9 protein-coding genes are annotated in these 14059 nt (G+C 39.6%); all 9 read right to left on the reverse strand.

The window, feature by feature from the left end; all coding sequences use genetic code 11:
• Position 1: 1 nt before the first annotated feature.
• Positions 2-850 (reverse strand): hypothetical protein, encoded by an 849-nt coding sequence (locus AAEY75_RS04705; RefSeq protein WP_352258752.1) that lies wholly within the window; start codon positions 848-850, stop codon positions 2-4.
• Between the two features lie 70 nt (positions 851-920).
• Entirely contained in the window at positions 921-1169 is a 249-nt protein-coding gene (locus AAEY75_RS04710) for an acyl carrier protein (RefSeq protein ID WP_352258754.1), read from the reverse strand.
• The gene (locus AAEY75_RS04715) at positions 1166-2821 is read right to left on the reverse strand and encodes an AMP-binding protein (protein ID WP_352258756.1); all 1656 of its coding nucleotides are present in this window, start codon (positions 2819-2821) and stop codon (positions 1166-1168) included. Before AAEY75_RS04715 ends, AAEY75_RS04710 begins: the two co-directional genes overlap by 4 nt.
• A gap of 4 nt (positions 2822-2825) precedes the next feature.
• Positions 2826-5015 carry a glycosyltransferase family 2 protein gene (locus AAEY75_RS04720; protein WP_352258758.1) on the reverse strand — a complete coding sequence of 730 codons (2190 nt, stop codon included), beginning with the start codon at positions 5013-5015 and terminating at the stop codon, positions 2826-2828.
• 108 nt (positions 5016-5123) lie between these two features.
• Complete coding sequence (gene sucD / locus AAEY75_RS04725) at positions 5124-5999, reverse strand: succinate--CoA ligase subunit alpha (protein ID WP_110922029.1); 876 nt, start codon at positions 5997-5999, stop codon at positions 5124-5126.
• 149 nt (positions 6000-6148) lie between these two features.
• Positions 6149-7315, reverse strand: coding sequence for an ADP-forming succinate--CoA ligase subunit beta (gene sucC, locus AAEY75_RS04730; RefSeq protein ID WP_110922030.1), 1167 nt, complete (start codon positions 7313-7315; stop codon positions 6149-6151).
• A gap of 152 nt (positions 7316-7467) precedes the next feature.
• Positions 7468-8922, reverse strand: a complete 1455-nt coding sequence (gene lpdA / locus AAEY75_RS04735) for a dihydrolipoyl dehydrogenase (RefSeq protein ID WP_197215557.1) — start codon at positions 8920-8922, stop codon at positions 7468-7470.
• A gap of 222 nt (positions 8923-9144) precedes the next feature.
• Positions 9145-10371, reverse strand: a complete 1227-nt coding sequence (gene odhB / locus AAEY75_RS04740) for a 2-oxoglutarate dehydrogenase complex dihydrolipoyllysine-residue succinyltransferase (RefSeq protein WP_352258761.1) — start codon at positions 10369-10371, stop codon at positions 9145-9147.
• Positions 10372-10524: 153 nt separating this feature from the next.
• On the reverse strand, positions 10525-13410 hold the full coding sequence (locus tag AAEY75_RS04745; RefSeq protein WP_352258763.1) for a 2-oxoglutarate dehydrogenase E1 component: 2886 nt from the start codon (positions 13408-13410) through the stop codon (positions 10525-10527).
• Between the last annotated feature and the right edge of the window lie 649 nt (positions 13411-14059).

The raw sequence follows: 14059 nt of genomic DNA on the forward strand, positions 1-14059 counted from the left end.
TCTATTTATTTTCACCCAAAATTTTTGGCAGATATTCTTTAACGACCTGTTTTGCTATCTCTGCGGTTTCAGGTCCATGACCTTTTTGGTGCTCAAATAATAACGACCAAAGCCCATAATTATTACTTTTACCACCCTTCAAAGGCAAACCAAAGTGTTCACAAAATGGTGTGTAGTGGGTTAGATAATGCATTTCATCAATTACATTTTGCACTACCACACCTTTAGTTGACAATCCATCTTTATAAGATTTATCTAAGGCAGTAATGATAGACCATCGAGAAGGGTAGCTCTGTAAAATATCACCTATACTCGATTGACTATCAAATACCTTTCTATAATCTTCAACATGCCCTGCATAATAATTATTGATAGTGGATTGACCATTAAAGCTAACAAAACAAGAACCATTAATTTTAGATGCTAGTAAAACACTAGCAAAACCACCGGATGAACTACCCCAAAAAATAATTCTGTCATGTGCAATTCCTAACTGGTCAGCTACCTTAATAACTACTTCAGATACAAATTGAGCAATATCTAATTGGTTTGTTCCTGCAAACCACCCAATTCTCAAAGCGTCATCTAATAGTAGTGCAGGGTCAGATACAGATAGTATAGATGAGTTAAATATGCTTTGATAATTCCAACGTGCAAAAACTGGTAATCTATATTTTTCTCTGTCAACGGCTCCATTGGGAGTAACTACTAAATAATCATTTTTTACTTTTTGATTTATTCGACACTCTAATTTTATTCCTTTTTCTTTAACACTAAAATCTTGTACGAAGTCTTGATTTAAACTTATTTCTTTAATGTTATTAAATGTTGTATGAGGGAAATTTGCCATAGATATATCATCATTTATCGAGAATTAAGATTCTAATACGTTTTCATATCAATAATAATTATATTATTAACTAGATCTGTTTATCTAGCTGATTTTTTATAAAATCAACTAGAGCGCCTACACTTTTAAAAGTTACATCTTCTAAATCTAGCTCCTTGTTAACCTCTTCTTCTATATTAGATAGTAGAATGATATGTGACAAAGAATCCCAACCTGGAATATCGATTGCTACTGTATCTCGAGTTACTTCACTAGCATTTACCATAAATGTCTCTTCAATAGTATCTGCAACTAACTTCATAATTTCGTCATGAGTCATAGTTTGTCCTTATTTAAAAATTCTAGTAATTTACTTTTATTCAATTCTCGACTTATTTTACCACTACTACTTTTATGTAACCACGAAGGCTCTACCAAAATCACATCACGTAATAATAAACCTATTTCATCTTGAACTGTTTGACGTATTACTTTAATCAACTGTTTATCAAGTTTTTCATCAGGTAATTCTTCTTTTGTTCTTTCTTGAACCAGATAGATTTCATTACTACCTATTTGTTCGCTATATACCCCTAACGCAATATTACGACCTGGTTTAATATTAGGTAAATCATTAATAATTCTTTCGATTTCATGCGCAAAATAGTTTCTACCGTTACTAATGATTAAATCATCTCTTCGTCCTAGGACATAAAGTTCACCATCATGTATAAATCCCAAGTCACGGGTTCGATAACATAAACCATCAAATACTTCTTTAGTTTTTTCGGGACGATGATAATAACCATCAAACAAGAATTTGCCAGAAATTACTATCTCACCTACACAATCTGAACTTACCAACTCAGAAGAATCTGGATTCAATATTTTTACTTGGCAGCCTTTTATTACTTTTCCACAACTTAGCAACTGTGAGCCAAAACCAAAGTTAGTTAACAATACTCTATTCTCTAGTAATGCTTGTTCATCTACCCAGATCTTGTTTACAACCTTACCAACTTCTGTCTGAGTGACTGCGTATACCGTTTCAGCCATTGCATAACATACTTGCAACTTTTCTTGTGTAGCACCAATGTCTTGAAAGTGATTGAAAAACCTATCAAAGGTTTCCGCTTTACATGGTTCAGAACAGTTTACGAAAGCTCGCACTGTAGAAAGATCTAAACCCTCAAATTTTTTGAATTTGACAGTTCGACGTAAATGTTCAAAACTAAAGTTTGGTAGCCAAACTAACGTTCCTCTATACTCAGTAATGGCTTGTAATAGGCTTATAGGTTTGCTTACCCATTCAAATGGATCTAATAATACAATCGTTTGTCCCAACACCAACGGCATGATGGTGCAAGCAATCAATCCCATATCATGATATATCGGTAACCAAGAAACAACAACATCTTCAGGGGTAGCAGATAAGGAAGCAGAATATGACTCAATCTGATCCATGACAGATTTGTGAGATAGGGCAACCCCTTTCTTCAGACCTGTGGTACCTGAACTATGCTGCAAGAATGCAATTTCATTCTTAGTAGAATCGGTACTTTCATTATTTGTATATGAAGATATTATTTCGCTACCATAAACAGCGCATTCAATATTAACTGTAACGTCTTTAAAAGCTGACAACCATTCATCTGTCGTAATAATTAATGATGGATTTGTTAACTCGATTAATTGTTGATGGCTTTCCCAGTACTTTTTTGCATCTTGTTTGTGGCTTGGTAGTGGCATAAAGGAAGGAATGATGCCAGCCGACATTAATCCAAAAAACCACATGATTGCTTGAGGTGTCTGAGGTAAAAATATTAAGCCTATACGCCCTTTTTCTATATTTTGTTGGTTAATCCAAGCTCGAACTTTCTGTGTAAATTTATCAAATTGTTCATAACTAATGGAAATATCTTTAAACACGATTGCAGGTTTATTTGGTGAGCCATTGGCATGCAATTTGATATGATAGTATAAATCATCCATATTATTATTTATTCCCAAGTTGTCTATCTACGCTATGCATGGCTTCTAAAATATTTTTTGTGGCTATCTCAGTACCCACAGGCACTTCAAAATTTCTATTGATATGAGGAAATTCTAAATACACATTATCTTTATCTAAAGTTTTATGCCATTCGGTCCATTGGTCTTTGTAGAATTTTCTAGAAGGCGATAAGCCTTTGCCACGTTGGACTCCGTGAATAGGGTTATTTGTCAAACTATTAGGGGCGTTCAAACATATCATAGACACTTGATGATAATCTTTAAACTCTTCACCCAATACTATTTTAGCTCTAGCTATAATCTCACTATCTGCACCAAATCTCGAGCAATCCCAACCTCCCAAAGTATCTCGTAAAAAGCTCGTTTCAAACATGCAAGTTATTGAAGCAACTCTCAGCACACCATCTAAGCAGAAGGTCCCCTCTAAATAGAATGGAAAATACCCATTTTCTTCCATACGAATCATTCTAGTTAAACTAGCTTTAGGCTTGATTATTTCTTTATCAATAGCTTTAAGATGATTCTCAATTCTTTGAGGGTGTGCCCAATCGTCAGAATCGTGGCCTGTTATGTAATGACCAATAGCTACTCTCAAACCAATATTTTTAGATACATAAGCACCGACATTAGAAGGATTATTGATAGCAACTATTCGACTATCTTCATTAGCCATTTTTCTTATAATTTCCCATGTACTATCCTCACTACAGTCGTTAACAACAATTAACTCTATATTAGTCCAAGTCTGACTTAATATAGAATTTATAGCATTTTTGATCGTACTTTCAGCATTAAAGGCAGGCATAATTATGCTAACTTTAGTATTGCTATTTATATTTTTTGTCTTATCAGCTCTAATTCTATAATAGAGATTTTTATTGACTTGGTTAGTCAATCTAATAGGAGAACATCCGAAACTACTCAGGTATTCATTAATGTAGTTTAGCCATTCTTCATCATCACCTAAAGCAATATTCGCATTTAACACATTCAATGCAGATCTGAATTTATTTTTTATGTTTTTTTCAGCAAATGCTTTAGCTACTTCCTTACCACAAGTATCTATGATTTGATCAGCTTCAAAAAGCACTGCATTAGGTTTTTTAAGAGTAGGGATCACTACCTTGGTGGTTTCAGGTTTCTTCGAAATCGATGTAATAGTATCTTTTATTTTTTTAGAGTATATATTTTTAATCTTTGATTCATCATTATTAGATATCCTTAAGCAAGATGGTACACCTCTTGTTTTTTTGAAACTGACTTTCATTCCACCTTTGTTAGACAATATGTTAAATAAAGGAAATACTACATCATCTGTCATAGTAAAGGTTATCACATAGTGCTCCCCCTTTTGCAGTTGATGCAGACCTAGTGATTTATCTTTGAATTGGAGAGTACAGCTTCCATCTAAAGCTTGAAACCTAACTTGAATATCAACCGATGTATTGACCTTAACCCCATATAGCTGCAAATCAAAGTTACCAGCAATATTTTTATCTAATATCACAGAAACAAACTGTGGCTTCAACATGAAGCTACAGTCACTATCAAACAAAATATGATTAGTTGAATTATTGAAAGCTAATAATTGGGTTCCTGGATTTTTTATAACTTCAATTGACTCTTTATTCAGATTCGTCTTGAAATCAATATAATCTTCAAATACCTTTTTCGGCAAACCAATAATATCTTTTTTCTTTTTTACACCTATAAGTCTACTTCCAAGTCGGTAGGACATTTGATTTTTTAGTTTCGAGTATTTACCTTCTTGCTTAACAATTTCAGAATTCAATAACACTATCTCATTTTTTAACTTTTCGACTAAGATTTGATATCTATACTTCTCTTCTTGTTCAGCTCTAAAGATATTGAAAAAATCTCTCATTTTTTGCTCATGCGATTTCATCGCATCTAAGCTATTATCATATTTTTCTTTTAAACTGCTATTAAAACTTCTTAGTCTTTCATTTTCACTTTTCAAGTCATCAACCTGTTTTTCAAGAAACTTATATCGAAGGTTTTCCTGAATATTATTCTGACTTAAATTCAACTTATCTAAATTGAAGTCCTTCTCATCTAAAAGAACATTCAATGAACTATGTTTTTCGATATTTTGGGATAAATCTTGCAAAATATTTTTGATGTTATTAATTTCACTCTGATCATCTGACATAGCTTCGTACCCTAAATAAGCAAACAAAAAAAAGACACCCCATTGTAGGGGTGTCTTTCTGCTATTTCAAGATAGTTTTGGTAGCTATATGACAGACATATGCCTATCTTACCAACCAGTAACTTCTTTTAGCTTTTCGCCAAGCTTAGATGGGTCACGTGTATACGCGATGCCAGCATCTTCAAACGCTTTGAACTTTTCTTCAGCAGTACCTTGACCACCAGAGATGATAGCGCCAGCATGACCCATACGCTTGCCTTCTGGAGCGGTAACACCAGCGATATAACCAACAACTGGCTTAGTCACATGATCTTTGATATAAGCAGCAGCTTCTTCTTCAGCAGTACCACCGATCTCACCGATTAAGATGATAGCTTCAGTTTGTGGATCAGCTTCGAACAATTTCAATGCGTCAATTTGGTTCATACCAGGGATAGGATCACCACCGATACCGATACAAGTTGACTGACCAAAACCAAGCTTAGTTGTCTGAGCTACGGCTTCATAAGTCAATGTACCAGAGCGTGAGATGATGCCCACTTTACCTGGCTGATGGATATGGCCTGGCATGATACCGATTTTGCACTGACCCGGAGTGATAACACCTGGGCAGTTAGGACCAACTAAACGCACATCGCCCGCTTCTTCAAGATAGCGTTTTGCTTTTAGCATATCGATAGTCGGTACGCCTTCAGTGATCACTACGATCAATTTAACGCCAGCATCGATTGCTTCAACGATAGAATCTAGTACGAATGGTGCAGGTACATAGATAACAGAAGCATCAGCTTGAGTCGCTTCCATGGCTTCTGCCATTGTATTAAATACTGGTAGGCCTAGATGCGTTTGACCGCCTTTACCTGGTGTTACGCCGCCGACTACTTTAGTACCGTATTCGATCGCTTGCTCAGAGTGGAACGTACCATTTTTACCAGTAAAACCTTGTACCAATACTTTGGTATCTTTATCGATTAATACACTCATTATTTATTCCTTGTATTCGGTTGTCTTGTAATAGCGACTCTCAACACCATTTTTATTCAATATTAATGGTTAGTTTTTATATGAAAGCCACTATCACGCGTTGACTACTATGCTTTGGTATTTATTGCTAAATACCAATCATTAAAGACTTAGGCTTTAACCGCATCGACAATTTTCTGAGCGGCATCTGCTAGGCCTTGAGCTGTAGTCAGCTTAAGACCAGACTCTTCTAGAATTTGTAAGCCTTTTTCAGCATTATTACCTTCTAGACGTACAACCACAGGTACTTGTACATCGACTTCTTTAACAGCAGCGATAATGGCTTCTGCAATCATGTCACAACGTACGATACCACCGAAGATGTTGATTAGAACACCTTCAACGCTGCTGTCTTCAAGAATGATCTTGAATGCTTCAACAACGCGATCTTTAGTTGCGCCGCCGCCAACGTCCAAGAAGTTAGCAGGCTTGCCGCCATACAATTTGATGATATCCATCGTTGCCATTGCAAGACCAGCACCATTGACCATACAACCGATGTTACCTTCTAGGGCAACGTAGTTTAGGTCAAACTCAGCAGCTTTAAGCTCACGCTCATTTTCTTGAGTTTTATCTTGTAGTGCTGCAATTTTAGGCAGACGATATAGTGCGTTTGAATCGATACCGATTTTGCCATCAACACAAACAATTTCGCCATTTTCACGAACAGCCAATGGGTTAATTTCCATTAGCGCAAAGTCATTTTCAACAAATGCTTTATAAGCACCAGTCATCAATTTAACGAACTGGTTGATTTGCTTGCCTTCTAGACCAAGTTTGAACGCAACATCGCGCGCTTGGAAAGGCATTAGACCAACTAAAGGATCAACATGTACTTTGAAGATTTTTTCTGGTGTCTCGTTTGCTACTTCTTCGATATCAACACCACCTTCGGTTGATGCCATGAAAGTCACACGACGAGTCGCACGATCAACGACTGCACCGAGATATAGCTCAGTTTGTACTGGATACATATCTTCTGCAACCAATACGAAGTTAACTGGTTGACCATCAGCGTCAGTTTGGAAAGTAACCAAATTGGTACCGATAAGCTCTTCAGTTACTTGCTTAGCTTCTTCACGAGTTTTAACCAGCTTTACACCACCAGCTTTACCGCGACCACCAGCATGTACTTGCGCTTTAATAACCGCAATGTCAGTTGGCGTTTTATCAAAAGCAGCAGCAGCTTCGTCGCCACTATAGGCAATGATGCCTTCTTGAATCGGCAAACCATAGCTTTTTAACAGCTCTTTTGCTTGATACTCATGTAAATTCATTGATTGTATCCTTTATTTTTTACAATTAATAAAAAGTGAAAATGAGTGCGCATATATATTAGACATCCGTCTGGCGCACTCGTGACTGTAGCGATAGCTTTAACAGCGACACTACAGTCAGGTTATAAGTCAGTACTTATCAAACTAACTACTTATTTCTTACGCTTTTTGCGCTGAATGGCGTGAATAGCACGGCCATCAGCAGACAGAGCAGCTTCATGCACAGCTTCTGAAATAGTTGGATGCGCAAATGTCATCAATTGCAGATCTTCAATACTAGAGACAAACTCCATCGCGATCATACCTTGATGGACGATATCGCCAGCACCAGCAGCGATAGCATGCATACCTAACAAGCGATCTGTTTTTGCATCAGCAACAACTTTCACAGAGCCTTCCGCTTCACTTTGAGCAAGTGCACGGCCGTTAGCTGCTAGGTTGAATGAACCGGTTTTAACTTCATAGCCAGCTGCTTCAGCTTCTTGCTCAGTTAAACCAACCCATGCGATTTCTGGATGCGTGTAAATTACGTTGATGATAGTATCATAATTAACCTGAGCTTTTTCGCCATGAATACGCTCAACAGCCATCATGCCTTCTTCCATTGCTTTATGCGCAAGCATAGGGCCACGGACTAAGTCACCGATAGCATAGACGCCATCAAGGTTGGTTTTACACTGATCGTTTACGTCGATAAGACCACGTTCAGTCAATGTGATACCACTGTCATCGCCAAGCAATTTTTCAGAGTATGCGCGGCGGCCTACACAAACGATAAGTTTGTCGAAGCTTTCTTCACTTGACTCGCCTTTAGTATCGCTAGTGACAACAACTTGATCGCCTTTAACTTCAGCATTGGTTACTTTGGTATCGACACGGATGTCAAGACCTTGCTTCTTCAGCATTTTACCAGCTTCTTTTGCGATGTCTTTATCAGCGGCTGCTAGGAAACTTGGAAGGGCTTCATAAACAACCACTTCAGCACCTAGACGACGCCATACTGAACCAAGCTCAAGACCGATAACACCAGCACCGATAACGCCTAAACGCTTAGGGACTTCAGTGAAATCAAGTGCACCAGTAGAGTCAACGATACGATCGCCGTCAGTTTTGGCCACAGGGATATCGATAGGGACAGAACCTGCCGCTAAGATGACATTTTTTGCAGTGATGGTGGTTTCGCTTTCGTCTGCCAGTGCAGTAAATTTGATTTGCTTGTCAGCGCCTTTACCATCAACCAATGTGCCCCAGCCTTGCAGCCAATCAACACCATTGCCTTTTAGCAAAGCGGCAACACCACCAGTCAATTGCTTAACGATGCCTTCTTTACGAGCAATCATTTTTTCGATATCGATGGCTACATCGCTAGTGCTGATACCATGCTCAGCAAGATCGTGCTTGGTCGCTTCATAGCGATGTGAGCTATCAAGCAATGCTTTTGATGGGATACAACCAACGTTCAAGCAAGTACCGCCAAGCGCTGGCTCACCTTTATAAACACGTTTTTCGATACAAGCAACGCTCATACCTAACTGACCTGCACGGATAGCGGCTTCATAACCACCAGGACCGCCGCCGATGACGACTAAATCATAATTGTCTTTCATAGTACGTTCCTATTTTTAATTATCATTCTAATTGTAAATATCATTTAAACTGAGGATTATCTCGTTAATAAATAAGCGATGTTTTTGCTCAGTATGCCTGTGCTTAATGGTCAATACACCATGTCAGCAAGACACCTTTATTTATCAATAAACAGCTAATACCACTGTCTAGACTAAAGTTAAAAAGCTTGTATCAGCGGTTGCCAATACAAGCTTAGAAGCTTATAGGTCTAGTAGAAGCATGGCTGGATCTTCAACCAATTCTTTGATGGTTACTAAGAACTGTACTGCTTCTTTACCATCAATCATACGATGGTCATAAGATAGGGCTAGGTACATCATTGGTAAGATTTCAACTTTTCCATCAACTGCCATTGGGCGGTCATTGATAGCATGCATACCTAGGATAGCAGTTTGTGGTGGGTTCAAAATAGGTGTAGACATCAATGAACCAAATACACCACCGTTTGAGATAGTGAAAGTACCGCCAGTCATGTCATTCAGACCAAGTTTACCTTTTTGAGCAAGGCCACCAAGCTCACGAATACGGCTTTCGACATCAGCCATGCTCATGCGATCTGTATCACGTAATACTGGAACAACCAAGCCGCGATCTGAAGAGACTGCTACACCAATATCATAATAACCATGATAAACGATATCATCGCCATCTAATGAAGCGTTTACAGCTGGGAAGCGTTTGAGTGCTTCTGTTGCTGCTTTTACGAACAATGACATAAAGCCCAAACGTACGCCATGACGTTTTTCGAACTGTTCTTTGTACTTAGCACGCATGTCCATCAACGGTTTCATGTTAACTTCGTTGAACGTCGTTAGCATCGCAGTATCTTGTGATGCTGACAATAGACGATTCGCTACTGTTTTACGTAGACGTGTCATTGGAACACGTTTTTCAGTACGCTCACCCGTTGATTCAGCAACTGGACGGCCGCTGTCAGATTTGATGCTGCTGTCAGATTTTAGTGTTGGGTTAGCCATGTCAGTTTTGGTCACACGACCGCCACGACCACTGCCTTCAACTTCTTTAGGATCTACGCCGCTTTCTTTCGCAGCTTTGCGAACTGCTGGGCTTTGATCTTTATGATCCGCATCATTGCTGTCGCTTTTAGCAGCTGCTTGTACTGGCTCGCCGCCATCTGCTGCTTGTGCTGGCTCTGCTGGTGCTTCTGTAGCAGTGTCTGCACTGGCGCTTGCACCCGCTTCAAATTGAGCGATAAGCTCATCAGACAAAACAGTATCATCAACTTGCTTGACGATTTTGGTCACAACACCGTTGTCAGGCGCTACAACTTCTAATACGACTTTATCAGTTTCGATTTCAGCCAATAGGTCATCACGGTTAACTTGCTGACCTTCAGTAACATGCCACTCAACGATTGTACCGTCGGCAACCGATTCTGGAAAAACGGGGGCTTTGATATCAGCCATCGATATACTCCTTAGATTTGGATATTCATATTTGTTATTAAGTCGTGATAAACAGTCAGTGCCATCTTGGATAGCGATCTTATATAATACTATCTAGATTTTATTACAGCATACTGACTGTTATCGCCTGATTCATTTACATTCAATAATATGTTACTTAGACAACTCATCAACACTGATACCAAGACCGCCAGCGATTAACGCTTGCTGCTGTTGAGCGTGTAGCTTTGGTGAACCTGTTGCAGGTGCTGCACTAGCAGGACGTGCCACCGGCTCCATGACTTTCGCCTTGGTTGGGTGCGGTACGACAATACGGTACATATGCGGTGCTAAGTAATACCAAGCGCCTTGGTTAAGCGGCTCTTCTTGCGTCCATACGATCTCAGCCAAGTTGCTATATTTTTCAATCTCAGCCATCAAACGCTGCTCTGGCAACGGATAAAGCTGTTCGATACGAACGATAGCTACATGCTCTAGACCTAGTGCACGGCGCTGTTCAAGCAAGTCATAATAAACCTTGCCGCCACATAGCACCATACGAGTCACTTTGTCTGCGTTGTGATCGTCCATCTCTGAAATGACGGTTTCAAACTTACCATTGGCAAGCTCTTCCAGATTTGAAGTTGCTAACTTATGACGTAGCAAACTCTTCGGCGACATAACGATCAACGGCTTACGAATAGGACGTACCGCTTGACGACGTAGTGCATGATAAATCTGTGCTGGAGTCGTCGGCGTGATAACTTGCATGTTGTCTTCAGCACATAGCTGTAAGAAACGTTCAAGACGCGCAGATGAATGCTCAGGGCCTTGACCTTCAAAACCATGTGGTAACAGCATCGTTAGACCACAAACACGCTGCCACTTAGTTTCGCCACTTGAAATAAATTGATCAATAACAACCTGTGCACCGTTGACGAAATCACCAAACTGCGCTTCCCAAACGACCAATGCGTTAGGGACAGTCGTTGCATAACCATATTCAAAGGCTAGCACTGCTTCTTCTGATAGCAATGAGTTATAAGTTGCAAAACGAGCTTGATCTTCACTCATATGAGCCAATGGCACATACATGCTGCCGTCATTGATATTGTATATTTCACTATGACGATGTGAGAACGTACCACGGCCTACATCTTCACCAGTAATACGTACCAATACTTTATCGTTATCGACCAATGAAGCATAAGCCAATGTTTCAGCTGCACCCCAGTTCAATGGCTCTTCGCCAGTTTGCATAGCTAGGCGCTGCTCGACTACTTTTTGAACTTGGCGTTGTAGCTTGTAGCCCTCTGGCATTTCGGCCATACGGCGTCCGTAACCTTTTAGGACTTCGATATCGACGCTGGTATCCCACTCATCGACCAAATCATGACCCAAATAAGGCGTCCAATCTACGAATAAGCCCTCATTCGGCTCATTAACCAATGAGTTGGCAACATAGTCACCACGATCTAAAGACTCACGATACTCATCTTCATACTGCTTTTCTTGATCGGCATTCAGGATGCCTTCTTTGATAAGCTGCTGTGCATAAAGCGTACGAGTGGTTGGTAACTTTTTGATGACAGCATACATAAGTGGCTGCGTCGCTGATGGTTCATCAGCTTCATTATGACCATTACGACGATAGCAGAACAGATCAATAATGATGTCTTTCTCAAACTCATGACGATAATCTAATGCCAATTGAGCTGCGAATACGACTGACTCTGGATCATCACCGTTCACGTGTAAGATAGGCGCATGTACCATTTTTGCCACGTCAGTACAATATTCAGTTGAACGAACATCTTCTTGACGGCTAGTGGTGAAGCCTACTTGGTTGTTGATAACGATATGTACGGTACCACCAGTGGTATAAGCACGGGTTTGTGACATCTGGAAGGTTTCTTGAACCACGCCCTGACCAGCAAAAGCAGCATCGCCATGAATGACGATTGGTAGTACTGAATTACCGCCTTTATTGTCTAAAAGAGGTTGGTCATTACGACGCACCTGACGGGCACGTACTGAACCTTGCAATACTGGCGCAACGATTTCAAGATGTGACGGGTTAAAGGCCAAAGCCAAATGAGCTTCGCCACCTGGCGTCATCACATTAGATGAGAAACCATTGTGATATTTAACATCACCTGAGCCTTTTTCTGGCTGTACCTTACCATCGAACTCGTCAAACAAGTCCGCAGGGTTTTTACCTAAGATGTTTACTAGCAGGTTTAGGCGGCCACGGTGAGCCATACCAATGACCATCTCTTTGGTGCCATAACTGCCAGCACGTTGGATGATTTCATTGATAGCAGGAATAAAGCTTTCACCACCTTCTAGACCGAAACGCTTCACACCCGTATATTTACGTGCTAGATACTTTTCTAAGCCTTCAGCAGCTGTAAGACGTTTAAGAATAGAGATACGTTTTTCTGTATCAAATTTGATATGACCTAAGTTGCTTTCTAGATATTTTTCCATCCAGCGTTTTTCTACGCTGGTGGTTACGTGCATGTATTCGACACCAATGTGGCGGCAATAAACACGTTCCATGATCTCAATGATTTCACGTAGAGGTGCTGAATCTTTAGCGATACTTAGATCATTGGTAGGGAATACGGTATCAAGGTCAGCTTCTGAAAGGTTATGGTAAGCGAGGGTTAAATCTTCTACTTCTGCACGTACTTCAAGGTTTAACGGATCGAGACTAGCACGGCGATGACCACGGCGGCGATAGGCTGAAATCAGCTGCTGTACACCCATTTTCTTTGGGTTACCACCATCTACTAAAGCACTAGGCGCTGAGCTAGTCGCTTGATCGCTACTTTTGCCTGCAGTCTGATTGCGGGCAAGCAATAAGAACTGGTCTTTAATGGCATTATGCGGTGCATCATTTGGCGATTTGTATTGTGCAAAATACGTTTGCCACTCGGTATCAACACTACTCGGGTCATTCAGGTATTGCTCATAAAGAGCTTCGATATACTGGGCGTTATCAGCGGCCAGTTCTGTATGTCCTGAGCCTTTTGCTTCTTTAGTTATACTATTCATAATAATCGTCTATTTGATAGATAAATGAATGGAATCGTGCTTATTATTGTGTCATCTGTCGTACGTTAAGTGCTGTCACCTGCAATATCTATATTAGCAATACAATTATTTGTGAACGTCCAGTTTTCTTATCCGGCTCGTTTCACAAAATTAATTTATATATACTACTGTTAGCCATAACCAATTAATTGGTAAAAAGTTATCGTTAAACTATCAACGTTTTAACTGATAATTTTCACTACAATTTCTTGTTATTTCTAACATATTACAGCTTTTCAGCCAAACATACACTGCTGTATAGAGTAGCACGCCTGTATTTTAGGCCATAGTTTGTTTGTTCAATACTAGGTATTTAGGTAATGAATAACTATTCTCACCTTAGGTACTGCATATTGACCCTATTCTGTCTCGATATGATATCTTGTTGGTATATTACCAGTAACACAAACTATCGCTAACTGATATTTACTCATCACAACATCCTACCAGTACAACTATGCGCTATTCTAACATTTAACGTAGCCAATATCTCTTGATGAATGCTTTTTACTGTTGCCAATTATATAGATTGCTTGTGCATATATCATGTTTTCTTACACACGGCCAACGTATTGTTAGCACAGCCTTACCTTTGATCGTCGGTCGTTTT

This window comes from Psychrobacter sp. TB55-MNA-CIBAN-0194, assembly GCF_040309505.1.
Lineage (GTDB): Bacteria > Pseudomonadota > Gammaproteobacteria > Pseudomonadales > Moraxellaceae > Psychrobacter > Psychrobacter fozii.